The organism is Bradyrhizobium sp. F1.4.3 (genome assembly GCF_040548375.1).
GTDB lineage: Bacteria > Pseudomonadota > Alphaproteobacteria > Rhizobiales > Xanthobacteraceae > Bradyrhizobium.
This window is the reverse complement of sequence record NZ_JBEPRN010000022.1, coordinates 1-22,748: the sequence shown is the minus strand read 5'-3', so window position 1 is coordinate 22,748 and position 22,748 is coordinate 1. Positions and strand designations below refer to the sequence as shown.

At 63.8% G+C, this 22,748-nt stretch carries 22 protein-coding genes, 1 tRNA gene and 2 pseudogenes; 7 read left to right on the top strand and 18 right to left on the bottom strand.

What is annotated here, in order from left to right; translation table 11 throughout:
* Positions 1–30: 30 nt before the first annotated feature.
* From ABIB73_RS33675 to proB, 7 genes are all read right to left on the bottom strand, one after another.
* Entirely contained in the window at positions 31–1,386 is a 1,356-nt protein-coding gene (locus ABIB73_RS33675; protein ID WP_354231279.1) for a S41 family peptidase, read from the bottom strand.
* On the bottom strand, positions 1,383–2,708 hold the full coding sequence (locus ABIB73_RS33670; RefSeq protein ID WP_354231277.1) for a murein hydrolase activator EnvC family protein: 1,326 nt from the start codon (positions 2,706–2,708) through the stop codon (positions 1,383–1,385). Before ABIB73_RS33670 ends, ABIB73_RS33675 begins: the two co-directional genes overlap by 4 nt.
* Positions 2,709–2,741: 33 nt before the next feature.
* Positions 2,742–3,224: a 23S rRNA (pseudouridine(1915)-N(3))-methyltransferase RlmH gene (gene rlmH, locus ABIB73_RS33665; protein ID WP_354231276.1), complete on the bottom strand. Its 483-nt coding sequence runs from the start codon at positions 3,222–3,224 to the stop codon at positions 2,742–2,744.
* A gap of 95 nt (positions 3,225–3,319) precedes the next feature.
* On the bottom strand, positions 3,320–3,676 hold the full coding sequence (gene rsfS / locus ABIB73_RS33660) for a ribosome silencing factor (RefSeq protein WP_354231274.1): 357 nt from the start codon (positions 3,674–3,676) through the stop codon (positions 3,320–3,322).
* 207 nt (positions 3,677–3,883) lie between these two features.
* Positions 3,884–4,528 (bottom strand): nicotinate-nucleotide adenylyltransferase, encoded by a 645-nt coding sequence (locus ABIB73_RS33655; RefSeq protein ID WP_354231272.1) that lies wholly within the window; start codon positions 4,526–4,528, stop codon positions 3,884–3,886.
* Between the two features lie 23 nt (positions 4,529–4,551).
* Positions 4,552–5,847: a glutamate-5-semialdehyde dehydrogenase gene (locus tag ABIB73_RS33650; protein ID WP_354231270.1), complete on the bottom strand. Its 1,296-nt coding sequence runs from the start codon at positions 5,845–5,847 to the stop codon at positions 4,552–4,554.
* 147 nt (positions 5,848–5,994) lie between these two features.
* Positions 5,995–7,116, bottom strand: coding sequence for a glutamate 5-kinase (proB, locus tag ABIB73_RS33645; protein WP_354231268.1), 1,122 nt, complete (start codon positions 7,114–7,116; stop codon positions 5,995–5,997).
* A gap of 191 nt (positions 7,117–7,307) precedes the next feature.
* Between proB and ABIB73_RS33640 the strand changes: the two genes are divergently transcribed.
* Positions 7,308–8,273, top strand: coding sequence for a Bug family tripartite tricarboxylate transporter substrate binding protein (locus ABIB73_RS33640; RefSeq protein WP_354231266.1), 966 nt, complete (start codon positions 7,308–7,310; stop codon positions 8,271–8,273).
* An 82-nt stretch (positions 8,274–8,355) separates the two neighbouring features.
* On the top strand, positions 8,356–8,625 hold the full coding sequence (locus tag ABIB73_RS33635) for a hypothetical protein (protein ID WP_354231264.1): 270 nt from the start codon (positions 8,356–8,358) through the stop codon (positions 8,623–8,625).
* 15 nt (positions 8,626–8,640) lie between these two features.
* Here the strand turns inward: ABIB73_RS33635 and ABIB73_RS33630 are convergent, their stop codons facing one another.
* The 3 genes from ABIB73_RS33630 to ABIB73_RS33620 form a co-directional block, all read right to left on the bottom strand.
* Complete coding sequence (locus ABIB73_RS33630; protein WP_354231262.1) at positions 8,641–10,275, bottom strand: alkaline phosphatase family protein; 1,635 nt, start codon at positions 10,273–10,275, stop codon at positions 8,641–8,643.
* A gap of 195 nt (positions 10,276–10,470) precedes the next feature.
* Positions 10,471–11,511 carry a GTPase ObgE gene (gene obgE, locus ABIB73_RS33625; protein ID WP_354231260.1) on the bottom strand — a complete coding sequence of 347 codons (1,041 nt, stop codon included), beginning with the start codon at positions 11,509–11,511 and terminating at the stop codon, positions 10,471–10,473.
* Positions 11,512–11,613: 102 nt separating this feature from the next.
* The gene (locus ABIB73_RS33620) at positions 11,614–12,093 is read right to left on the bottom strand and encodes a MaoC family dehydratase (RefSeq protein ID WP_354231258.1); all 480 of its coding nucleotides are present in this window, start codon (positions 12,091–12,093) and stop codon (positions 11,614–11,616) included.
* Between the two features lie 132 nt (positions 12,094–12,225).
* Here ABIB73_RS33620 and ABIB73_RS33615 point away from each other — a divergent pair, with 132 nt between their 5' ends.
* A complete protein-coding gene (locus ABIB73_RS33615) occupies positions 12,226–13,140 on the top strand; it encodes a DMT family transporter (protein ID WP_354231256.1) in 915 nt (304 codons plus the stop codon).
* Positions 13,141–13,196: 56 nt separating this feature from the next.
* Here the strand turns inward: ABIB73_RS33615 and ABIB73_RS33610 are convergent, their stop codons facing one another.
* The 3 genes from ABIB73_RS33610 to rplU all read right to left on the bottom strand — a co-directional run bounded on the left by ABIB73_RS33610 (position 13,197) and on the right by rplU (position 14,688).
* Positions 13,197–13,790, bottom strand: a complete 594-nt coding sequence (locus ABIB73_RS33610; RefSeq protein WP_354231254.1) for a GNAT family N-acetyltransferase — start codon at positions 13,788–13,790, stop codon at positions 13,197–13,199.
* A gap of 141 nt (positions 13,791–13,931) precedes the next feature.
* The gene (gene rpmA / locus ABIB73_RS33605; RefSeq protein ID WP_045004325.1) at positions 13,932–14,201 is read right to left on the bottom strand and encodes a 50S ribosomal protein L27; all 270 of its coding nucleotides are present in this window, start codon (positions 14,199–14,201) and stop codon (positions 13,932–13,934) included.
* A gap of 97 nt (positions 14,202–14,298) precedes the next feature.
* On the bottom strand, positions 14,299–14,688 hold the full coding sequence (gene rplU, locus ABIB73_RS33600) for a 50S ribosomal protein L21 (protein ID WP_354231251.1): 390 nt from the start codon (positions 14,686–14,688) through the stop codon (positions 14,299–14,301).
* 354 nt (positions 14,689–15,042) lie between these two features.
* Between rplU and ABIB73_RS33595 the strand changes: the two genes are divergently transcribed.
* On the top strand, positions 15,043–16,179 hold the full coding sequence (locus ABIB73_RS33595) for an ROK family protein (protein ID WP_354231249.1): 1,137 nt from the start codon (positions 15,043–15,045) through the stop codon (positions 16,177–16,179).
* Between the two features lie 168 nt (positions 16,180–16,347).
* Here ABIB73_RS33595 and ABIB73_RS33590 read toward each other — a convergent pair whose 3' ends face one another.
* Positions 16,348–17,211 carry an alpha/beta fold hydrolase gene (locus ABIB73_RS33590; protein ID WP_354231247.1) on the bottom strand — a complete coding sequence of 288 codons (864 nt, stop codon included), beginning with the start codon at positions 17,209–17,211 and terminating at the stop codon, positions 16,348–16,350.
* 135 nt (positions 17,212–17,346) lie between these two features.
* Here ABIB73_RS33590 and ABIB73_RS33585 point away from each other — a divergent pair.
* Positions 17,347–17,436 (top strand) — tRNA-Ser (locus tag ABIB73_RS33585).
* A gap of 73 nt (positions 17,437–17,509) precedes the next feature.
* Positions 17,510–17,902, top strand: coding sequence for a hypothetical protein (locus tag ABIB73_RS33580; protein WP_354231246.1), 393 nt, complete (start codon positions 17,510–17,512; stop codon positions 17,900–17,902).
* A 16-nt stretch (positions 17,903–17,918) separates the two neighbouring features.
* Here ABIB73_RS33580 and ABIB73_RS33575 read toward each other — a convergent pair.
* A pseudogene (locus ABIB73_RS33575) lies at positions 17,919–19,281 on the bottom strand (aminotransferase-like domain-containing protein).
* Between the two features lie 160 nt (positions 19,282–19,441).
* Here ABIB73_RS33575 and ABIB73_RS33570 point away from each other — a divergent pair.
* On the top strand, positions 19,442–20,314 hold the full coding sequence (locus ABIB73_RS33570; protein ID WP_354231244.1) for a DMT family transporter: 873 nt from the start codon (positions 19,442–19,444) through the stop codon (positions 20,312–20,314).
* Between the two features lie 10 nt (positions 20,315–20,324).
* Here ABIB73_RS33570 and ABIB73_RS33565 read toward each other — a convergent pair whose 3' ends face one another.
* The 3 genes and pseudogenes from ABIB73_RS33565 to ABIB73_RS33555 form a co-directional block, all read right to left on the bottom strand.
* Positions 20,325–21,539: an EAL domain-containing response regulator gene (locus ABIB73_RS33565; RefSeq protein WP_354231242.1), complete on the bottom strand. Its 1,215-nt coding sequence runs from the start codon at positions 21,537–21,539 to the stop codon at positions 20,325–20,327.
* Positions 21,540–21,825: 286 nt separating this feature from the next.
* Complete coding sequence (locus ABIB73_RS33560) at positions 21,826–22,251, bottom strand: hypothetical protein (protein ID WP_354231240.1); 426 nt, start codon at positions 22,249–22,251, stop codon at positions 21,826–21,828.
* A gap of 397 nt (positions 22,252–22,648) precedes the next feature.
* Positions 22,649–22,748 (bottom strand): annotated as a pseudogene (locus ABIB73_RS33555) (IS481 family transposase); the annotation flags it as partial.

The window sequence follows — 22,748 nt, the reverse complement described above, 5'->3', positions numbered from 1 at the left end:
CGCCCTTTTCGACGAATCGATTTGACGCGCCTAGTTCGCCGCTTTGGGCTTGTCGGCGGCAGCCTTGCTGTCGCCCGGGGTGGGCGCCGCGGAGGCGCTGTTCTTGATGCCGTGGAGCAGATCGTCGGCGAGCTTGAGCGCCTTGTCGTCCTTGGCATCCGGCGGGACATAGGACTGCGAGCCGGTCTTCTCGTCGCCGTCGTTCTTCAGATGGCCGCGCAGCGAGGCCTCGCCCTTGGTGTCGGTGCGGGACTTCAGCTCGTCCGGCACGTCCTGGAGCACCTCGATGTCGGGCACGATGCCCTTGGCCTGGATCGACTTGCCCGACGGCGTGTAGTAGCGCGCCGTGGTCAGACGCAGCGCTCCGTTGCCCGAGCCGAGCGGGATGATGGTCTGCACCGAGCCCTTGCCGAACGAACGCGTGCCGACGATGGTCGCGCGCTTGTGGTCCTGGAGCGCGCCGGCGACGATCTCTGACGCCGAAGCCGAGCCGCCGTTGACCAGCACGATGACCGGCTTGCCCTTGGTCAAATCGCCCGCGTGCGCAGTGCGCCGCTGGGTCTCCTCGGCATTGCGGCCGCGGGTCGACACGATCTCGCCCTTCTCCAGGAAGGAGTCGGACACGGTGACGGCTTCCTCGAGCAAGCCGCCCGGATTGTTGCGGAGGTCGATGATGTAGCCCTTGAGCTTGTCGCCGATCTGCGTCGAGAGGTTCGCGACCTCCTTCTTCAGGCCTTCGGTGGTCTGCTCGTTGAAGGTGGTGATGCGGATATAGGCGATGTCGTCGGCCTCGATGCGCGCGCGCACCGAGCGGACGCGGATGTTGTCGCGCACCAGCGTGACGTCGATCGGATTGTCCTGGCCCTTGCGGATGATCTTGAGCTTGATCTTGGTGTTGACCGGGCCGCGCATCTTCTCGACCGCCTGGTTCAGGGTCAGGCCCTGCACCGCCTCGTCGTCGAGATTGGTGATGATGTCGTTGGCCATGACGCCGGCGCGCGAGGCCGGGGTGTCGTCGATCGGCGAGACCACCTTGATCAGGCCGTCTTCCATCGTGACCTCGATGCCGAGGCCGCCGAACTCACCGCGAGTCTGCACCTGCATGTCGCGGAAGCTCTTGGCGTCCATGTAGCTCGAATGCGGATCGAGACCGGTGAGCATGCCGCTGATGGCGGATTCGATCAGCTTGGTGTCATCGGGCTTCTCGACATAGTCGGAGCGTACGCGCTCGAAGACGTCGCCGAACAGATTGAGCTGACGATAGGTGTCGGCGGTCGCGGCTCGCGCGCTGGAGCCCATGAACACCGCGCGCGGCTGGGTCACGAACAGCGTCAGCGCCGCACCGGTGGCCGCGCTGAGGAGGATAACTGAAGTCTTGCGCATCATCCGCGAACCTTCTCGCCTTCATTTGCGGCCCACCATGGGCCTGGATCGATTGGAGTGCCGTCTTTGCGGAACTCGACATACAACACAGGTTGACTCGCGTTCGTGGCAAGAATGGAGGCGACTTGAGATGTCGACCCCATGGACGCGACCGGCTCCCCCGTGAGCACAAACTGTCCGATGTTTACCGAAATGCGCTCCATCCCGGCGATCAGGACATGATACCCGCCCCCGGCATTGAGGATCAAGAGTTGTCCATAGCTGCGGAACGGGCCGGCATAGACCACCCAGCCGTCACACGGCGTCGTGACCTGCGAGCCCGGCCTGCTCGCCAGCGAAATGCCCTTTTGGACCCCGCCGACGCCGTCGGAACCACCAAAATCCCTGATCTTGTTACCGTTAACCGGCAAGGGCAGCAGGCCCTTGGCCGAGGCGAACAGGATCGCCGGGGTGGTCCGGGAACGGTCCTTGAAAGCGGCCGGGCCGGGCTTGGCGTTGGCGACCGCCTTTGCCTCGGCCTGCTTTGCGGCCTCAGCCGCCTTCTCTGCTGCCTTGGCGGCGCTTTGCAAGTCTTGCTCCATCTTGGCGATCAGCCCCTGGAGATCGCCGACCTGCTTTGACAGCGTGATGGCGCGCGAATTTTCGGCATCGAGGTCCTTTTCCCGCGCCGATTGCTGGCGCTGCCGCTCGTCGACCAGGGCGGCGAGCCGGGTCTGGTCATTGCGGACCTTGTCGCGGTCGGAGGCGAGCTGATCGCGTTCGGTGGCGATGTTCTTGCGCAAGGCCACGAGCTCGCCGAGTTCGCCTGCGATCTTTTCGGCGCGTCCGCGCAATTCCGGCACGACGGCGCCGAGCAGCATCGCGGTGCGCAGTGATTGCAGCGCATCTTCGGGCCGCACCAGCAGCGCCGGCGGGGTACGCCGGCCGGCGCGCTGCAAGGCCGCCAGTACCTCGACGATGTCGGCGCGGCGCGAATCAAGCGAGGCGCGCGTCTCCTGCTCGCGGCCGTTCAACGTCCGCAGCCGCGCTTCGGCCTCGTCGATCTTGGTCTCGACGGTGCGGACATTGGCGGCGGTGTCGATCAGCTGCTGATTGAGCTGGGTTCGATCCTGACCGAGCGAGGAGATCTCGGCCTTCAGCTTGGCCTGCGCTTCCTCTGCGCTCTTCTGCCTTGCGCGCGCGGCTTCCAGCTCCTGCTCGCGCTGCTTGATGGCGTCGGGTGAAATGGCTGCGGTCTGGGGCGCCGGCGTTGCCGTCTGAGCTTGCGCGAGGCTTGCGCCGGCGCAGCTTGCAATCAGCAGCAAATTGAGAATCGGCGTTCGCATCGCTTTACGCAAAGGTGCTCGTTGTGGCGCGCATCACGCGCGGTGATAGGGATGGCCGGCCAGAATGGTGGCGGCCCGATAAAGCTGTTCCAGAAGCATGACGCGGACCATTTGATGCGGCCAGGTCGCAGAGCCGAACGCGATCGCGATCTTGGCCTTACGGCGCAATTCGGGCGAAAGTCCGTCCGCCCCTCCGATCACGAAGATAGTATGACCGGCGCCCTCGTCGCGCCAGCGCCCCAGATGCCGTGCGAATACGGTGGAATCGAGATTTTGCCCGCGTTCGTCCAGCGCCACCAGGATCGACTTTTCCGGAATATGCGCGGAGATCGCCGCAGCCTCTTCGGCCATCCGTGTCGCGGTGTCGCGCGCGCGGCTTTCGGGAATTTCGTGGACGGTGAGCTCGCGGAATCCGAGCTTGCGGCCGGCTTCGTCGAACCGCTCGAAATAGCGGTCGGCAAGCTCCCGTTCGGGACCCTGCTTCAGCCGGCCCACCGCAATGACAGCAACACGCATGATGTCTTCAGAGTCGCGTTTTCAAGACCGCGCGCATCCCGCGCGCGCACGACGCTAGCATGCGCGTCAGCCGATTCGTAATCGGCCTGTAGCCTCTAGATCGCCTTCGCCGCCCCTGGGCCCTGCGTGTACAATCTCTCGAGATTGTAGAACTCACGGACCTCGGGTCTGAACACGTGCACGATCACATCGCCGGAATCGATCAGCACCCAGTCGCAGTTGGGCAAGCCCTCGACGTGGATGTTCTTGAGGCCGGTTTCCTTGAGGCTCTTCGTGACGTTCTCCGCGATCGCGCCAACGTGCCGGTTGGCCCGGCCCGTGGTAACGATCATGTAGTCGGAGTATGCCGATTTGCCGCGAAGGTCGATGGTGACCGTCTCTTCCGCCTTCATGTCGTCGAGGCGGGAGAGGATCAGGCTCAGCGTCTTGTCGGCGTCGGGTTGCGCCTTCAAGGCCGCAGCTTTGGTCGATGTTTTACGCGCCGGTTTCGTTGCCTTGGGTAAAACAGACTTGGACAATACAGACGTGGCCAGGGACCATTCCTTTCACTGTATCGCGAACGCCGAATCCGGCCTTCGCTGGTTACACTACATCATGTGGGGTTAAGGGTTTCAATATGCCAGAGAGCCCCAGCCCACACACTCTGTCTCAACTGTGTCTCACTTCGTACCTTTCCAGCTTCCGTCCGGGTTCCGCAGGCGGGTTGAGGAGAGGTTCAGCTTCAACCCTGTGAGGAAGACCCAGGCCGGCGCCGGCAGATCCGCAAGCAACGCTGCCTTATTCTCGGGTACGCGATAGCGCGAAAGCGCCTGGGCGGCGGGTGAAGCGAGGGCACGAAAGCTCTGTGGCGGGCGATCGATGACCGCAATCGGCACCTGGTCGGCGATGCGCCGCCAGTGCTGCCAATGATGGAATTGAGCGAGGTTGTCGGCGCCCATAATCCAGACAAAGCGCAAGCCGCTGAGACGGCGGCGCAAGGTGTTGATCGTGTCGATAGTGTAGCGCGTACGAATGACGGATTCGAGACAGCTCACCTCGATCCTGGAATCGCTGGCGACGTCGCGCGCGGCCTGCATGCGCTCGCCGAGCTCATGCAGCGTGCCGTTCTCCTTCAGCGGATTGCCCGGCGTCACCAGCCACCACACACGATCGAGCTGAAGGCGTTTCAGCGCGAACTGGCTGATGGCGCGATGGGCCTGATGCGGCGGGTTGAACGAGCCGCCGAGCAGGCCTATGCGCATGCCTTCGGTGTAGGACGGTATGGCCTGCGCGAAGAAACGTGGCGCGACGAAATTGTTACTCAATGCCCCGCGCCTCGCGCCATGACTTACGGCCGCGTCTGCCCGGTGCCGTGGACGCGGTACTTGAAGCTCGTCAACTGTTCTGCACCGACCGGGCCGCGGGCGTGAAATCTTCCAGTCGCGATGCCGATCTCGGCGCCGAAGCCGAACTCGCCGCCATCGGCAAACTGCGTCGAGGCGTTATGCAGCACGATCGCTGAGTCGACTTCGCTCAGGAATTTCTTCGCGGCCGCCTCATCCGCGCTCACGATCGCATCGGTATGCTGCGAGCCGTGGTTCTGGATGTGAGCGATCGCACCGTCGACGCCGTCGACCACTTTCGCTGCGATGATCGCGTCGAGATATTCGGTGTCCCAATCGTCGTCGCTCGCAGGTTTTACGCGCGCATCGGTCTTTTGCACGGCGTCGTCACCGCGCACTTCGCAGCCGGCCTCGATCAGCATCTCGACCAGCGGCTTCAGGCTCTTCGCAGCCCCCGCGCGATCGACCAGCAGCGTCTCGGCTGCGCCGCAGACGCCGGTGCGGCGCATCTTGGCGTTGAGCACGATCGACTTCGCCATGGCGAGATCGGCGCTGGCATCGATATAGACGTGGTTGACGCCTTCGAGATGCGCGAACACCGGCACGCGTGCCTCGGCCTCGACGCGCGCAACGAGGTTCTTGCCGCCGCGCGGCACGATGACGTCGACGGCGCCGTTGAGGCCGGACAGCAGCATGCCGACCGCCGCGCGGTCGCGCGTCGGCACCAGTGTGATTGCGGCCTCGGGGAGGCCCGCTTCACGCAAGCCCTGGACGAGGCATTCATGGATGGCGCGGCAGGAGCGGAAACTGTCCGAGCCGCCGCGCAGGATCACGGCATTGCCCGCCTTCAGGCACAGCACGCCGGCGTCCGCGGCAACGTTCGGCCGGCTCTCGAAGATCACGCCGACGACACCGAGCGGCACACGCACGCGCTCGATGGTCATGCCATTCGGCCGCTGCCAGCTCTCGGTGACGACCCCGATCGGATCGGCAATGCCGCGCACGATGCCGATGCCCTCGGCCATTGCCTTGACACGCGCCGGCGTCAGCGTCAGGCGGTCGATGAAGGAGGCGGTCATGTTGCTGGACGCACGGGCCTCCGCGACATCCTCGGCATTGGCGGCGAGAATGGCGGCGGCATTGTTGAGGGTCGCGCGCGCCATGGCCTCGAGCGCCCGGTTCTTCTGCTCCGGCGGCGCCAGCGCCAGCACGCGCGCAGCAGCGCGGGCGCGGGTGCCTAGATCGGTCATCAGCGCCTGGAGATCGGCATTGCCGTCGAGCGCTTTGAGGGGGGCGGCCATAGCTAGTTCAACCTTCTGCTAAGGCAGTGTCCTAGCACGGAAATCCCGCTTTTGCGAAGGGTCGGGAGGGTATGGCTGGTCTCCCCGGCCGCGTGCTGGCTGGGTCATTGACCTAGCAGTCCCTTAAAAAAGCGCCCGGCTCGGCCCTTACCCGCCCACCACCAGATCGTCGCGGTGGATCATCTCGGCGCGGCCGCTGATGCCGAGGATGGCCATCACGTCCGGCGACGAGCGGCCCCTGATCCGCTCGGCGTCCTCAGCGTCATAGGCGATCAGGCCGCGGCCGATCTCGCTGGTGTCGGGACCGCGCACGATCACGGCGTCGCCGCGGGCGAAGTGGCCCTCGACCTTGATCACGCCGGCCGGCAGCAGGCTGGCGCCGGCGCGCAGCGCTGTGACAGCACCGGCGTCGATTGTCAGTGTGCCCTTCGGCTCCAGCGTGCCAGCAATCCAGCGTTTTCGCGAGGTGATCGGGTTGGCCGGCGTCAGGAACCAGGTGCATCGGCCGCCATCGGCGATTGCCTGCAAGGGATGCTCGATCTTGCCGGACGCAATCAGCATATGCGTGCCGCCGGTGGTGGCGATCTTGGCCGCTTCGACCTTGGTGCGCATGCCGCCGCGCGACAGTTCGGACTCGGCGTCTCCCGCCACGGCTTCGATCTCCGAGGAGATGCTGTCGACGACGGGGATGAGCTTTGCGTTCGGATTGTTCTTCGGCGGAGCGTCGTAGAGCCCGTCGATGTCGGATAACAGCACCAGCAGGTCGGCGCTCGCCATGGTGGCGACGCGCGCCGCGAGGCGGTCATTGTCGCCGTAGCGGATCTCGTTGGTGGCGACCGTGTCGTTCTCGTTGATCACGGGGATTGCGCGCCACTCCAAAAGCTTGCCGATGGTGGAGCGGGCATTGAGGTAGCGGCGGCGCTCTTCGGTGTCCTGGAGCGTGACCAGGATCTGGCCGGCGCCGATGCCGTGCGCGCCGAGGACCTCCGACCAGATCCGCGCCAGCGCGATCTGGCCGACGGCGGCCGCCGCCTGGCTTTCCTCCAGCTTCAGCGGGCCCCGCGGCAGCTTGAGCCGGCTGCGACCGAGCGCGATCGAGCCCGAGGAGACAACGAGCACGTCGCGGCCCTCGCGGTGCAGCTTGGCCATGTCGTCGGCGAGCGCGGCGAGCCAGGATGCCCGCACTTCGCCCTTGTCGGAATCCACCAGCAGGGCGGACCCGACCTTGACGACGATGCGGCGGAATTGACTGAGTTCGGGGCTGGTCATGGCGTTAGGGACGATCTGCTCTGCACGAGGAAACGGCGGAGCGACAGGCGGCGCCGATAAGGCCAGCTTTTGCAGCAGGACGATGGCCGGCGCAAGGCGGCCGGCATGGTAAACGGCGAAGGTCGGCCTTGTCTTGGACGCCGGCCCGGTTCTAATGCCCGCAACCAAAAATGGGCCGAAAGAGGAAACGTATGGATCGCCGCAAATTCATGGCCGGATGTCTCGGCCTGCCGCTGTTGGCGCAGGCGGGTCAAGCGCAAGCGCAGGCCGGGCTCACAAAAATCATCTTTCCGTTCGCAGCAGGGGCGGGCGGCGACACGCTGTGCCGTTTGATTGCTCAGGAGATGGCGCCGGTGCTGCAACGGACCATTGTGGTCGAGAACCGCACTGGCGGTGATGGCCTGATCGGCATCAAGGCGGTGAAGGGCGCAAGCCCCGACGGCAGCATGGTGCTGGTAACGACCGGCCCCACCATGTACCTGCTGCCGATGGTGGAGACGATTCCGAGCTTTGATACCGCCAGGGATTTCATGCCGGTGTCGCTGCTGGCGCGGTTCGAATTCGCGCTCGTGGTCGGTCCGGCGGTCGACGCTGCCGATTTCAAGGCCTTCGTCGCCTGGCTGAAGGCGCATCCGGACAAGACGTCGTTCGGGGTGCCGAGCAACGGCACCATTCCGCATTTTGCCGGCTCGAAACTTGAGAAGGACCTCGGCATTCCCTTGACCCGCGTGCCCTATCGCGGCAGCGCGCCCATCCTCAACGACCTCATCGGCGGCCACATTTCTTTCGGGATCACCACGCTGGCCGACGCGCTGCCGCAGCATCGCGCCAAGGGAGTGAAGATCATTGCGGTCTCGAGTGCGGAGCGTTCGCCGTTCGCTCCGGAAGTTCCGACGCTGAAGGAGAGCGGCATCGATCTCGTCGCCGACGCCTGGTACGGCATGTGGCTTCCCACCGGCAGTCCGCCGGAATTCGCCAGCAAGCTCGGCGCCGCAGCAAGCGCCGCGCTCGCCAGGCCCGAGGTGAAGGAGAAGCTCACCGCGATCGGCTTGATCCCGGTCGGCAGCAATGCGGACGGGCTGACCAAAGAGCTTGCCGCGAACACGGCGTTCTGGCAGCCGATCGTGAAGGCGACGGGATACAAGATCGAGAATTGAGCGGACGGCTCACGCCAAACTCTCCGCCGTCATGGCCGGGCTTGACCCGGCCATCCACGCGCTTTCGCGATCGAGGTGAGACGTGGATGCCCGGGTCAAGCCCGGGCATGACGAGAGTTGGATTCGCAAGGGAGGTCTTGGGACGATGATCTGTTTGAGAATCAATGAAGAAGGAGCTGATCTCCGAGTGACTCGTGATGAATTGCACATGCTGAACAATGCGCTGAATGAAGTCTGTAACGGCGTTCACATTCATGAAGACGCATTTCAGACCCGATTGGCGTTCGAGCGGAGTGATCTTCGCGCCTTGTTGGCTCAGATCGGTGGGTTGCTGCCACAAGCTCGAAACTGAGATGTTGCGCGCAACTCACAGCTTCGAGCGCTGCGCGATCCCGTCCTTGATCGATGCAAGCTCCGCCTCGTCCCAGATGCCGATCAAAATCCCGCCCTTCACCTGGAGCTGGTTGTCGGCATAGGCCGCGATCTTCTCGCGGGGGGTGGTGATGTGATCGTTGGGATGCAGCGCCCAGTCGAACAGCTCGGCCTGTAACCTCGTGATGATGCCGGCGCACTCCGGATCCTCGCCGCGATCCAAAAACTCTTCCGGATCGGTCTCTAGATCGTACAGCATCGGGCGGAAGCCGGAGGCATGGATATATTTCCAGCGGCCGTCGAACACCATGAACAGGCGGCAGCGCTCGATCGGCTGGTTCAGCTTCAGCCGCACGTCCTGCATGGCGTAGTCATATTCGGAGAAGGCGACCTTGCGCCAGTCGGACGGCGTCGGCCCGCGCAGCAGCGGCAGCAGTGAACGCCCTTCGAGGACGTGCCCCGGCACCTTGCCGCCAAAATAGTCGACGAAGGTCGGCGCGAGGTCGATGGCCTCGACCAGCGCATCGCTGCGCGTGCCGCGCGTGGCGTCGGCTTCCGCTGAGGGATCGATGACGATCAGCGGGATCTTTGCCGATTGTTCGTGGAACAGATCCTTCTCGCCCATCCAGTGATCGCCGAGATAGTCGCCATGATCCGACGTGAACACGATCATGGTGGTTTCCAGCAGATCGTGTTCCTCCAGAAATTTCATCAGCACGCCCATCTGGTCGTCGATCTGGGTGATCAGGCCCATATAGGTCGGGATCACCTTCTCCCGGGCATCGTCGCGCGCCATGTTGCGGGAGTAGCGCATGTCCATATAGGCGCCGAACACCGGATGCGGATTTTGCCGCTCGCGCTCGGAGCGGATCGCCGGGATCATGTCATCGGTCGAATACATGCTCGCGTAAGGCTCTGGCGCGATGTAGGGCCAGTGCGGCTTGATGTAGGACAGATGCAGGCACCACGGTCGGCCGTCGGTCTCGGCTTCGCTGATAAAATCCATCGCGCGGCGCGTCATGTAGGGCGTCTCGGAATGCTCGTCCGGCACACGCGCGGCCTTGTCGGCGTGCACCAGCAGCCAGCCGTTCTGCAAGGAGCCGTCATCCGCGGCGCCGGAATTGGCCCAATGCTCCCACGGATTCGTCGCCTCGAATCCTTGCTTCCGCAGATACTCATCGTATTTCGGGCGCGGGCGGCCGGTCGGATGCAGGCCGTCGTCGCGCTCGTAAGGTTCAAAGCCGCATTCGGCGACGTGCACGCCGATCATCGACTCGGGCGGAATGCCGAGCGCCTTCATGCCTTCGAGGTCGGGCGCCATGTGGGTCTTGCCGACCAGCACGTTGCGCACGCCGATCTTCTTCAGATGATCGCCGAGCGTCGGCTCGCCGACACGCAAGGGCCAGCCATTCCAGTGCGAGCCGTGCGAGCGCATATAGCGGCCGGTGTAGAACGACATCCGCGACGGACCGCAGATCGGCGACTGCACATAGGCTTTTGTGAAGAGCACGCCACGCTTGGCCATGGCATCGATGTTGGGCGTCTTCAGCCGGGGATGGCCGGTGCAGCCGAGATAGTCGTAGCGAAGCTGGTCGCACATGATCCAGAGAATGTTTTTCGCGCGCGCCATGCTTATCGCTCCATCCTTCGATTGCGGGATATTGCGCTATCGATGGCGCGAAGAAAACCTCTCCCATAGGGAGAGGTCGGCGCGTAGCGCCGGGTGAGGGGTTGCGCTCACTCGTGGACCTGTCCCCCTCACCCGATTTGCTGCGCAAATCGACCTCTCCCCGTTGGGGAGAGGTGTTGAGAGAGTGCCGGTCTACTATGCCGACCAGGGCTCGGCTTCGGCCGCGCTCTTCGCCTTGGCGGAGACCGGGCTCTCGCCGATCACGTCGGCCAGCGCGCGCAGGGCTTCCTTGACGCCCTGACCTGTGGCGCCGGACATCAGCAACGGCGTCTTCTTGGCGGCGCGCTTCAGCCGGTCCTTCTGCTTCTTCAATTCGTCCGGCTCGACCGCGTCGATCTTGTTCAGCGCGACGATCTCAAGCTTGTCGGTCAGCAGCCCGCCATAGGCGTCGAGCTCCGTGCGCACCGTCTTGTAGGCCTTGCCGGCATGCTCGCAGGTCGCATCGACGAGATGCAGCAGCACGCGGCAGCGTTCGACATGGCCGAGGAAGCGGTCGCCGAGGCCGGCGCCTTCATGCGCGCCCTCGATGAGACCGGGAATGTCGGCCAGCACGAATTCGCGGCCATCGGAGTTCACGACGCCGAGCTGCGGATGCAGCGTGGTGAAGGGATAATCGGCGATCTTCGGCTTGGCCGCGCTGACCTTGCTGAGGAACGTCGACTTGCCGGCATTGGGCAGGCCGACCAGGCCGGCATCGGCGATCAGTTTCAGCCGCAGCCAGATCCAGCGCTCTTCGCCGGGCTGGCCGGGATTGGCATTGCGCGGCGCGCGGTTGGTCGAGGATTTGAAATGCGCGTTGCCGAAGCCGCCATTGCCGCCCTCGGCGAGCACGAACTTTTCGCCGACATTGGTGAAGTCGTGGATCAGCGTCTCGCGGTCTTCGTCGAAGATCTGCGTGCCCATGGGGACCTTCAGCGTGATCGGCTTGCCGTTGGCGCCGTGGCGGTCCGAGCCTGCGCCGTTCTCGCCCTTCTGGGCTTTGAAATGCTGCTGGTAGCGGTAATCGATCAGCGTGTTCAGCCCGTCGGCGACCTCGAGGATGACACTGCCGCCGCGGCCGCCATTGCCGCCGGAGGGGCCGCCGAATTCGATGAATTTTTCGCGGCGGAACGCCACGCAGCCGTTCCCGCCGTCACCGGAGCGGATATAGACCTTTGCTTCGTCGAGGAATTTCATGGGCCATAGGTAGGCCAGCCGGTCCCGCGCGGCAACCCGGACTTACCCGCAAACCGGCCGAATTTCGGCGATTTTCGCCCCGTGCTTAACCCCGAGACGACGTCAGAGGGGGCGTCGACGGATCAGGAATTTCTGCATTCCTTCCAGCACCAGCTCCTTGCGCTGGTTGAACGCGGTGCTGGTCAGCGTCACCACGCCGGTCGAGCGCCCTGGCGCGAGCTCGGTGACTTCGAGCGCGGGATAGATGGTGTCGTCGGCAAATACGGGTTTGAGGAACCGGCTCGACTGCTCGAGGAAGCCGACCAGAGACTCTTCGACCATGAACGGAAACAGGCCGGCGCCGGGCGCGGTGTGGACCAGCGTCTGGAAGCCGTGCGCGAGCAGATGCGGCATGCCGCGGCTGCGGCAATATTCCACGTCATAGTGCACCGGATGAGTGTCGCCGCTCGCAGTCTGGAACGCCGCGAACACCGCCGAGGTCTGGGTGCGGCTCGGCAGCACAAAACGCTCGCCGACGACGAAATCCTCAAACCAGCATTGCGTGGGGATCATGCGATGCTGGGTCGGTTCGAAGTCGGTCATGGCTTGGCTCTTTTCTTGGCTCTTTCGTCGGTGACGCGCCTATCGCTACCGCGATGCGAAGAGTGCGACAATCCGTTCAATTCGCCTTGCCTGGGCTTGTCGCGGGCGCCTGCGTCATTAAAACGGCGCTCGATGCCTCTGTTCAAGAATCTCTCCGCCTATGACGACCGCTCGGCGCGGCTGGCCGGCATTGCACTCATGGTGCTGTCGATCTTCATGTTCTCGTTCGGCGACGCCATGGGCAAGTTCCTGGTCGGGACTTATTCGGTGGGGCAGCTGCTGTTCCTGCGCGCCTGCGCGGCGCTGTTGCTGCTGTCGCCGCTGATCTGGCGGCAGCGTCACGACTTCTTTCGCCTCGAGCGGCCGTGGCTCCAGCTGCTTCGTGTCACGCTGTCGACGCTGGAGGTCGCCGCTTTCTTCGTCGCGACGGTCTATCTGCCACTCGCCGACGTCATTACCTATTATCTCGCCGGCCCCATCTTCGTCACCGCGATGTCGGCGATCTTCCTGGGCGAGAAGGTCGGCTGGCGGCGCTGGACAGCGATTTTGATCGGTTTCTGCGGCGTGCTGATCGCGCTGCGGCCGTCGGCGCAGACCGTCAGCCTGCCGGCGCTGATTGCGCTCGGCGGTAGCCTGTCGTTCGCAACCCTGATGCTGATCACGCGCAGCCTGCGCAAGACACCTGATATCGTGATGGCGTCCTCGCAATTCGTCGGCACCTTCCTGCTGGGCGCTGTGCTGTCGGTATATCACTGGGTGCCGCCGAGCCCTGGCAGCCTCGTGATCTTCGCACTGGCTGGATGCATCTCGGTGACGGCGCTGTTCTGCGTCAACCGTTCGCTCAAGCTCGCACCGGCGAGCGTGGTGGTGCCCTATCAATATTCGATGATCGTGTGGGCTGTGATTTTCGGCTTCGTCGTGTTCGGCGACGTTCCGCAGGTCGCGACCATCGTCGGCGCCGCCATCATCATCGGCGCCGGGTTCTACATTTACTTGCGCGAACGCGATCTCGGCCGCAGCGATGCGCAGGTGAATCCGCCGGCCTAGCCGCAACCACAACGTCATCCCGGCCATCGCCGGGACGACATCGTATGGCTAGGCTGCTACCTCACCCTTCGCGCACTGCTCCAGCTCTTCAGTGACGCCCACACCCCGCGCGAGAGGCGGAAGCAGTCGACCGGGGTGGAGGATCCCAACGCCAGGAAGCGATGCAGCTGGACGCCGCTCCACTGGAAGCCGCACTTCTCCAGCACCTTGCGCGAGGCCGGGTTGGTGACGCGCGCGCCGGCATAGAGGTGGTCGTCCTCGAACTCCTCGAAGAAGAAGTCGATTGCGCCGCGCGCAGCTTCGGTGCCAAAGCCCCGGCCCCAGTGCTCGACCCCGAGCCAGTAGCCGAGCTCGGCATTGTCAGGCGTCGAGCTGTCGATCCCGACCATACCGACCGGCGTGGTGTCGTGCTCGATCAGGAACACGGTCTCGCTGCCGAGCTCGGCGGTGGCGCGGATGAAATTGACGGCGTCGTCCTGCGAATAGGGATGCGGCAGACGCCGCGTGTTCTCGGCGATACGGCGGTCGTTGGCGAGCCGGGCGATGGTCCTGACGTCGGCGAGTGTCGGACGCCGCAAGGTCAGCCGCTCGGTGGCGACGACGCTCGGTCTCGCCTCCCGCAAGGTCGTGCTCGAAAAATCCTGCAACATGTCCGGCTCCGTCGAAGTCACTAAGTGAAAAGTGAGCAAGTCAAACGAAAGGGGAGGCCGGTGTCCCGCCTCCCCTGGAGCCTATGTGTGGACTCCGCCGGTTTGGTCAGGACCCGGCGGACTCCAAATTTGATCCACCGTCTATTCAGCCGCCTCTGCGAGCGGGAGCACCGATACGAAGGTGCGGCCGTTGGCTTTGGCCTGGAACGTGACGCGACCCTCGACCTTGGCGAACAGAGTGTGGTCAGTGCCCATGCCGACATTAAGGCCGGGATGCCAGGTGGTGCCGCGCTGACGCGCAATGATGTTGCCGGGAATAACAACTTCCCCGCCGAACGCCTTGATGCCAAGGCGCTTGCCCTTTGAATCGCGACCGTTGCGCGATGAACCGCCTGCTTTTTTGTGAGCCATAGCTCGTCTCCGAAACCTTGCGTATCTCTAGATCAATTCCTTGACGGAATCATTTCACAATTTCTCACGCATCAATTCGTGAATTGGCGTGATCAATTTATGCGGCGTCGGCTTCCTTCGCCTCTTCCTTGGCGACCTTTTCCCGCTTCGGACGCGGCCCCTTGGTGGGCTTGGCGTTGTCCGTCAGGATCTCGCTGATGCGCAGCACCGTGATCTCGTCGCGGTAGCCGCGCTTGCGGCGCGAATTCTTGCGGCGGCGCTTCTTGAACGCGATGACCTTCGGCCCGCGCTTGTGGTCGAGCACCTCGACCGCCACCGACGCACCGGCAACCGTGGGCAGACCCAGGATCGGCGTGTCGCCGCCGACCACCAGAACTTCATTCAGCTGCACGATCGAGCCGACTTCGCCTTCGATCTTGCCAACTTCCAGGACATCATCCGGAACGACGCGGTACTGCCGGCCGCCGGTTTTGATGACTGCGAACATCGTTTTCTTCCTTCGTGTTCAATCCCGGCCTCGAGACTTGACGTCCGGGCCGGCTTTTTGTCAGTCGCTATGGGTTTATGCAAGTTTTGTGGGGCGGGAGGTATCCCTTTGAAAACCCACGTAAAAACAAGCGGCGCGAGAAACGCCCCGCGCCGGTTGTGGGACTTATAGCCGCCATCCGCCGAGAGTCAAGGAAAACTGCCGAAAACGGCCCGGATTGGATGGATTTGAGCCGTTTCGACGCCCGCGATCGAATCCCGGCCCACGCTGCAACCAACCGGTTCCACCGCCGTTGTCCAAAGACTTCGCATCCCAAGAATCTCGCCAGGAATTTCGCAAGCGGGCAAGGGCACCATGGCAACGGACGAACTGGTCGCGACGACGGGCATCGCACAGCACGGCGCGACCCGGCTGCCGTCGGTCGATATCGACAGCTTCAACATCGAAATGAAGGACGAGGACGGCTTCCTCGGCGACCGCGCCAGCAAGGGTGCGTTCCGTGACATCCTCGACCGCTGGCGCAAAACCTTGCGCAAAGCCGGTGAAGATCCGTTCGGCGACGAGCCCTCGGACCAGATCAGCAAGAAGACCCTGGATACGATCCTGGTCGGCGACGACACCGAGGCGTCCGCGATCGTGCACAGCGCAATCGAGGAATTCGCCCAGGAACTCGCCTATGTCACGCGGCGCTTCATGAAGACCAAGGCCTGGGCCAAGACCGAGCGGATCGTGGTCGGCGGCGGGTTTCGCGACTCCAGGCTCGGCGAGCTCGCGATCGCGCGTACGGAGATCATCCTGAAGGCAGAGGATTTCAAGGCCGACATGGTGCCGATCCGCGCCCACCCGGATGAGGCCGGTCTGATCGGCGCGCTCCATCTCGCGCCATCCTGGATTTTCGAGGCTCACGACAGCATCCTTGCGGTCGATATCGGCGGTACGAACATCCGCTGCGGCGTGGTCGAGACGCGCTGGAAGAAGGCCAGGGATCTGTCGAAAGCGGGTGTCTGGAAAGCCGAGCTGTGGCGTCACGCCGATGACGAGCCCACGCGAGAAGGCGCGGTGAAGCGGCTCACGAAAATGTTGAAGGGGCTGATCTCGGAGGCCGAGAACGAAGGCCTCAAGCTCGCGCCCTTCATCGGCATTGCCTGTCCCGGCGTGATCAACGAGGACGGCTCGATCGAGAAGGGTGCCCAGAACCTGCCGGGCAATTGGGAGAGCAGCAAGTTCAACCTGCCGGCGAGCCTGATCGAAGGCATTCCGCAGATCGGCGAGCACGACACTGCGATTCTGATGCACAATGACGGCGTGGTTCAGGGCCTCTCGGAAGTGCCATTCATGCAGGATGTCGACCGCTGGGGCGTGCTCACCATCGGCACCGGCCTTGGCAATGCGCGCTTCACCAACCGCCACAAGGACGGCGGCAACGGCAAGGACAAAGACCGGGATTCTACTGAGAACGGCAAGAAAAAAAGCAAGAACGACAAGGAGTAACCTTGACTGGTTAGGTTAAGGGACGGATTGCGTTGCGACGCGCGGACTGCACGCTAGGGTCGAATTGTCGCCTCACGCAGGCCGGCGAAGCCGCCCTTCCCGGCCAGCATTGTAATGAGCGGCACGGGACCGCCAGTGTTTACCGCGTCTGGCGGTCCCACCCGTCCTTCAGCTCCAGCCGATACGCTGAAAGAAACTCGCGATCTCAGCCGCCGCACGATCCGGATTCTCGCGATGCGGAAAGTGTCCGACGTCCGGAAACATCGCAAGATCGAGATCACTGAAGGTCTCCTTGAGCCGATCGGTCCAGGCATAGGGAAACAGCGGATCGTGCTCGGCCCAGCGCACGCAGGCCGGCACATTGATCGGCGGCAGTTTAGGTGCTTCGCCCCTCATCATCGCAACACGCCCGGCATGCGACGCGCGATAATGCGCAAAGCCGCCGGCGAGATTGCCGGCCTTGAAAAAATTATCGGCAAAGTCGTCGAGGACGTCATCGAAGGCATCCTTCCGATGCGCCCAGCCTTTCAGGAAGTGGCCGATATAGAGACGGCAGGTCTCGCGGCTCGCGCCGATGAGTTGCGGTGCCATCTCCATCTGGTGGAAAGACTGGTACCAGATGTGGTTGAGCCGGTCGGGCGCCGCCATGCGCGGCCCGATGCCGGGATAGACGAAATCGAAGAAGAACAGCCCAGTGAGCCGCCCCGGCGCCAGCCGAGCCAAAGGTTGCATGACGGCGCCGCCTACGTCGTGGCCGACGACACCGAATCGGTTGATGCCGAGCCCGTCCATCAGCGCCAGCACATCCGCTGCATGGCCGTCCGGTCCGTAAGGCCCGTCCGGCTTGTCGCTGTCGCCAAAGCCGCGCAGATCGGGCGCGATCAGCAAGAAACGGTCGGCCAGTCGCGTCATGACCGGCTCCCAGGTCAGCCAGAATTCCGGCCAACCATGCAGCAAAAGTAGCGGCTTGCCCCGCCCGGTGCGGACCAGGTGGAAGTTGGCGCCATTGGCCTTGATCGTAAGGTGCTCCATGGCGGTTCCTCCGGAGTTTGGAAAGACAGAGCGAAAGAGGCAGCGGATTTTCCCCTTTCGCGCCTTGTCTGGCCCGCCATCCTCGCCTATTACACGCCCCGACCACAGGGGTTCCTGCCCCTCATCGGCACTTCAGGAGAGGTGGCAGAGTGGTCGAATGCACCGCACTCGAAATGCGGCATAGGTGCAAGCCTATCGGGGGTTCGAATCCCTCCCTCTCCGCCATACGACCGCGCATAAGCGCACGCATTCGCACTCAGAATGCGCGGATCGAAGAAAATTATGAGCGGATCTGGTCATGGCGATGAAGATCGGACCGCAGCCTGACAAATGGCTCCGAAAAAAAGCCAAGCAGGGCATGCGCGGCTATCCCGTTGGGACGATCGCCTTCTACGGTCCCGACAATCGGCTAGCCTCCAAAGTGGCTGTCTCTTGCATCCAAACGGAAGGTGCCGAGCCCGAATTGCGCCGCTGGGTTTCGGAGTCGGGAGACGTGAGGACCGATAAGACAATACTAGCGGAAATTGCCGCCTTCCTAAAGCAGCATTCGGTGCACTCGGTAGCCATGGTCGATGGAATTATTGGCTGTCCGCATGAAGAAGGCGTTGATTATCCGATGGAAGAGTCCTGCCCGCGCTGCCCATATTGGAAGGGACGGGATCGCTGGACCGGGGATCTTGATCCGAGCTGAGACTGAGCCGCTCAAGTTAGCCGGCGCTATCTGCCTTCAACGCCTGCCGCATCACGTCCCACATTCGCGGATCGCTCGATTGCGCCACGTTGAATCGCAGGAAGCTTGATGCGGTCTGCGATACGCTGAAGACGTTGCCTGGCGCGAGCACGATATCCTCTTCGAGCGCCGCCCGCGCGACCTCGGTCGCATCCTGCCCTCCGGCGAGACGGCACCACAGGAAGAAACCGCCGCGCGGCATCAGCCACGGCTCCAACCCCAGGGTCTGAAGTTTTCGCGCTACGTCGCGCCGTGCGCGCGTGAGCCGTTGCCGCAGCTCCTCCATGTGCTTGCGATAGCTGCCGCCGGCCAAAACCCTGGCGATGATTTCGGTCGCAACCGGGCTCGGGCCGCCAAAGCTGGTTGCGACCTGGAGGTCGACGAGATGCTCGATCCAGTCCGCGCGCGCGGCGATGTAGCCGCAGCGCACCGATGCGGACAGTGTCTTGGAGAAGCTGCCGATGCGGATCACGTGGGTGAGTCCGTCGAGCGCGGCCAGACGCGGCGATCGCTCCGGCTCGAAGTCGCCAAAAATGTCGTCCTCGATGATGGTGAGGTCGTGCGCGGCAGCCGCGGTCAAAAGCCGGTGCGCGGTCGGAAGCGAGAGCGACGCGCCGGTTGGATTGTGCAGAGTTGGTGATGTAGAGCCGCGGCCGCTCGGCGGCGAGGATCTGCTCGAAACGCGCGACGTCCGGGCCCGACGGTGTGTAGGGCACACTGACGATCTTCACTTGATGCGCCCGCAACAGCGCGCGAAAATTGAAGTAGCAGGGATCGTCGACCAGCACGGTGTCGCCGGGACGGAGCAGGAAGCGGCAGACGAGGTCGGTTGCCTGGGTGCCCGAGCCCGTCAGCATGAGCTGGTCGATCGACGCCTCGATCGCGTCCTCGGCAAGGCGCGTAAGCAGGAACCGGCGCAGTGCCAGCGCGCCGCGCGTCGAGCCGTAATCGGTCAGCAGGCTCTCGTCGGCACGGGCGAGCGCGCGGACGGCGCGGCGCAAGGCTGCCTCCGGCATCCAGTCCGGCGGCAGCCAGCCGCAGCCAGGTTTTGGCACGGCGGCATCAGCATCGAGCGATTGCCGCGAGACCCAGAACGGATCGACCGCCCGGTCGCGGCGCGGTTCGACCTCGGCCAGCGCAAGCGGCGGCATCATTGTCGGCGACACATAGAAGCCGGAGCCACGACGCGCGCGGATCAGGCCTTCGGCGGCCAAACGATCATAGGCTTCGACGACCGTCGAAGGCGAAACACCCATCGCAATGGCGAGGCTGCGGATCGAGGGCAGGCGGTCGCCGGCACTGAGCGCGCGGCCCGCGACCTTGGCGCGGATCGTGCTCATCACGTCAGTGGTCCTGGTTCCTCCCCGGCCCTTCGTTCGTGCCTCGCCGTCCAATGTGTATGACCTTCCATATCCATACAGTTTCACCGGATTGTACTGGATTGTCGCTGGTCTTGCCACCGGCCAGGACCGAAGATCGCTGTCCAGAAAGAGAGACACAATGCAATCTGCGGGCAGTGGCTGGGGCAACGGGCTCCCGAATGGTCTTTTGGGCGTCATCATCTTCAGCGGCTCGCTGCCGGCGACGCGCGTGGCGGTCGGCGGCTTCTCGGCGCTGTTCCTGACCTCCGCGCGCGCGGTCATTGCGGCGCTGATAGGCGTTGCTGTCCTTGGCCTGCTCCGCCAGGCGCGGCCGCAGCGGAAGGATCTCGTCTCGCTCGCCATCGTCTCACTCGGGGTTGTCGTCGGCTTTCCCCTGCTGACCGCGCTCGCGCTCCAGCACATCACATCCGCGCATTCGATCGTCTTCATTGGCCTCTTGCCGCTGTCGACCGCGATCTTCGCCGTGCTGCGCGGCGGCGAGCGGCCGCAGCCGATGTTCTGGCTGTTCGCTGTCCTCGGCAGCGCCACAGTGGCAGGGTTTGCCCTGTCGAACGACGGCACGGCATCCGTTGCGGGCGATCTCCTGATGGTGGCCGCGATCGTGCTGTGCGGGCTCGGCTACGCCGAAGGCGCCGCGCTGTCGCGCCGCCTCGGCGGCTGGCAGGTGATCTCCTGGGCGCTGCTGCTGGCGCTGCCGCTGATGGTGCCGGTCGCGGCTTGGACCTGGCCTTCGACATGGGGCGGCATCGGCGCGCCGGCCTGGATCGGGCTCGCCTATGTCTCGATCTTCAGCATGTTCGTCGGCTTCATCTTCTGGTATCGCGGCCTTGCGACCGGCGGCATCGCGCGTGTCGGTCAGTTGCAGCAGCTCCAGCCGTTCTTCGGCCTTGCGCTCGCCGGTTTCCTTCTGCACGAGCCGGTCGCATGGAGCATGATCTCCGCGACCGCGCTCGTCGTCGTCTGTGTGTTCTTCGCGCGACGGTATGCCTGAGGCCTGCGCCTCATTCCCGGCCCATCACCGTCCGCGTCAGCGTGCTCCTCGCAAACTTCTTCAGCGGCATCGGCTTGCCGAACAGATAGCCTTGCACGAGGTCGAAACCGAGTTCGTTGGCGGCGACCAGGTCGGCGCGGCTTTCGATGCCTTCGGCGGCCGTGCGCACACCGTAACCCTGCGCGAGCTCGACGATGTGGCGGCACACGGTTCGCTTCAGGCGATCATTGCCGCAGCCGGTGACGAATTGCCGGTCGGCCTTCAGCTTGACGAAGGGAATCTTGTCCAGACCCATCAGCTCCGGCCAGTTGGCGCCGAGATTGTCGATCGACAGGCCGATGTTGTGGAAGCGCATTTCGCGCGCGGCTTCGGTGAGGAATTCGAGGTCGTGGATCGCCTCTTCGCTGGCGATCTCGATCGTCAGTCCGCCGAAGGCCGGATGCGTCGGCACGCGGCGGCAGAGATCGCGCACGGCCTGCGGCTCTTTCAGATAGGGCGCGGGAAGTTTGATCGACAGATCGACCGCGTTCTGCCGCTCCAGGAGATAATGCCAGTCCTCCACGGCGCGCTCGATCACGAACTCCGACAGGTCACGGAAATGCGGATCGCGCTGTTCGGGGATGAAATAGGCCGGCGGCACCACGCCCCAGGTCGGGTGCCGCATCCGCACCAGCGCCTCGGCGCCGCAGCGAACCAGCGTGCGCGCTTCGATCTTGGACTGATACCAGAGCTCGAGCCAGCCCGCATGCAGGGCCTCGCCGACATGCACCGCGGGGCTTGGCGCCGGCTCTTCCGGCAACAGCATCGCGACGCGCTCGCGCAGCGTCTCGGCGGCAAAGGGTGTCGTCAGCGACGGCAGCATCGCAAGGCCATATTCCTCGCCGACCTGCTGCACGGCTTTCAGGATGATCGACTCGCGAGCGCCGACGGCGAGAACCTTGCCGCCAAACGCCTCGCGCACCAGCGTCTCCAGAAATTTGCCCGGCTCGATGCCGTCGGCGGCGATGCCGAACAGGATCAGGTCCGGCAATTCGTTGGCGAGCACCGCCTGGAGCTCGTCCGCGCTGCCGCATTCGCTGGTCACGAAGCCGAGATCCTCGAGCACCTCGCTCATGAAGGCGCGCAGGTGGCGCTTGCCGTCGGCGACGCACGCGCGCGGCGTCACCTTTCGCCGTCCGAAGGTTACAGGCCTCCGTCCGGCTAGTTCACTGATCCCGTCACTCATCGCAAGCCACTCCCGTTCCGTGACGGTGTGTTAGCGAGGGAGGGGGGCTTCAAATATGGAGAGCTTCAGCGCGAATGTTGAATTGTCCGGGTAACGTTAAAGCCCCCATCACTTCTAAAATTGTCCGGATTGTCTTGAAGAAGTTTTTACACCTGCCGGCGTTCTGCGCGCGGGAGCACGGCAATCTCGCAGGATTTTCTCAGGACCCGGCTTGTCGACGGACGCAGCCGGTGTCCTGCAATTGGACGAAGCCGCGCGCGCTTCGCCCAATTCAATAACGCCGGTATCAATTGCCGGTGGCTTTGTCGTGTTCGCCCATGCCGACCGCCTTGTAGTCATAGGTCGGATAGAATTCGGTGCGGTACGGGCCCCACGCAGTATCCTCGATGATGCGATTGACTTCGCGTAGCCGCGAGGCCGGCAGGCGCAGCGTGATCACCTGGCCAATGCCCATCATCACGTACCAGCTCACGACCTCCACGCCTGCTGGCGGGAAGGCCTTGTAGAAGTTCTGCTTGGCAAGCTGCGCATTCAGCTCATTGAGCGGACGCGACTGGTCGTGCTTGAAGAAGACGGTGAGCAGGACCGCATTGTCCGCGGTCGGTGCGGCATTGCCCGGAGACGGCGCGGTCTGCGCCATCGTCGTCGATGTGAGCGCGCATGCGCCCACGAGCCACGCCATCATCGTCAATGTCAGTCGGATCGATCTCATCGCGAAATTCCTTCCATCGCAGCATGCGGTGCATTGGAGGATAGGTGCGACACGCCCGGTCCATGAACTCATTTTCGCGCGATGCGCGCATGTTCGCCCTTCGCTCGTGACAGTTATGCGACAACTCGCCCGGGCGCGGGCTCCGTGAGTGTGAAGCACCTCACATGCGCATTGCTGCACCTGCGCTATTGGTCACGCAGCCGGTGGTGGGCGGTCGAGGATCGCAGCTATGACAACGCGGCGGCTGATGTATTGGTGGTTCAGGTTCGTGCTGTCAGGGCGATTTCTCGATCGCTTCCTGAGCCTGCCGCGCGCCCCGCACGAGTAGTGCGCGTGGCATTTATTAGTGGAGCATGATCTTGTCGGAAAACCGCTACACGCTCGTCCGGATCATGCTCTAGGTGTGGAGCCTCAAGAGGTTGTCCTCGGTTAGACCGAGTCTGCTGATAGGCGTTTGAGATTTTATACCACCGTGGGGCCGGTGCCAGTTGTATTGG

What these genes read in the sequence shown, in the direction of transcription:
- ABIB73_RS33675 (WP_354231279.1), bottom strand. Translation starts at nt 1,386, where the DNA reads ATGATGCGCAAGACTTCAGTTATCCTCCTCAGCGCGGCCACCGGTGCG.
- ABIB73_RS33670 (WP_354231277.1), bottom strand. Translation starts at nt 2,708, where the DNA reads ATGCGAACGCCGATTCTCAATTTGCTGCTGATTGCAAGCTGCGCCGGC.
- rlmH (WP_354231276.1), bottom strand. Translation starts at nt 3,224, where the DNA reads ATGCGTGTTGCTGTCATTGCGGTGGGCCGGCTGAAGCAGGGTCCCGAA.
- ABIB73_RS33650 (WP_354231270.1), bottom strand. Translation starts at nt 5,847, where the DNA reads ATGGCCGCCCCCCTCAAAGCGCTCGACGGCAATGCCGATCTCCAGGCG.
- proB (WP_354231268.1), bottom strand. Translation starts at nt 7,116, where the DNA reads ATGACCAGCCCCGAACTCAGTCAATTCCGCCGCATCGTCGTCAAGGTC.
- ABIB73_RS33640 (WP_354231266.1), top strand. Translation starts at nt 7,308, where the DNA reads ATGGATCGCCGCAAATTCATGGCCGGATGTCTCGGCCTGCCGCTGTTG.
- ABIB73_RS33630 (WP_354231262.1), bottom strand. Translation starts at nt 10,275, where the DNA reads ATGGCGCGCGCGAAAAACATTCTCTGGATCATGTGCGACCAGCTTCGC.
- obgE (WP_354231260.1), bottom strand. Translation starts at nt 11,511, where the DNA reads ATGAAATTCCTCGACGAAGCAAAGGTCTATATCCGCTCCGGTGACGGC.
- ABIB73_RS33620 (WP_354231258.1), bottom strand. Translation starts at nt 12,093, where the DNA reads ATGACCGACTTCGAACCGACCCAGCATCGCATGATCCCCACGCAATGC.
- ABIB73_RS33615 (WP_354231256.1), top strand. Translation starts at nt 12,226, where the DNA reads ATGCCTCTGTTCAAGAATCTCTCCGCCTATGACGACCGCTCGGCGCGG.
- ABIB73_RS33610 (WP_354231254.1), bottom strand. Translation starts at nt 13,790, where the DNA reads ATGTTGCAGGATTTTTCGAGCACGACCTTGCGGGAGGCGAGACCGAGC.
- rpmA (WP_045004325.1), bottom strand. Translation starts at nt 14,201, where the DNA reads ATGGCTCACAAAAAAGCAGGCGGTTCATCGCGCAACGGTCGCGATTCA.
- rplU (WP_354231251.1), bottom strand. Translation starts at nt 14,688, where the DNA reads ATGTTCGCAGTCATCAAAACCGGCGGCCGGCAGTACCGCGTCGTTCCG.
- ABIB73_RS33595 (WP_354231249.1), top strand. Translation starts at nt 15,043, where the DNA reads ATGGCAACGGACGAACTGGTCGCGACGACGGGCATCGCACAGCACGGC.
- ABIB73_RS33590 (WP_354231247.1), bottom strand. Translation starts at nt 17,211, where the DNA reads ATGGAGCACCTTACGATCAAGGCCAATGGCGCCAACTTCCACCTGGTC.
- ABIB73_RS33580 (WP_354231246.1), top strand. Translation starts at nt 17,510, where the DNA reads ATGGCGATGAAGATCGGACCGCAGCCTGACAAATGGCTCCGAAAAAAA.
- ABIB73_RS33570 (WP_354231244.1), top strand. Translation starts at nt 19,442, where the DNA reads ATGCAATCTGCGGGCAGTGGCTGGGGCAACGGGCTCCCGAATGGTCTT.
- ABIB73_RS33565 (WP_354231242.1), bottom strand. Translation starts at nt 21,539, where the DNA reads ATGAGTGACGGGATCAGTGAACTAGCCGGACGGAGGCCTGTAACCTTC.
- ABIB73_RS33560 (WP_354231240.1), bottom strand. Translation starts at nt 22,251, where the DNA reads ATGAGATCGATCCGACTGACATTGACGATGATGGCGTGGCTCGTGGGC.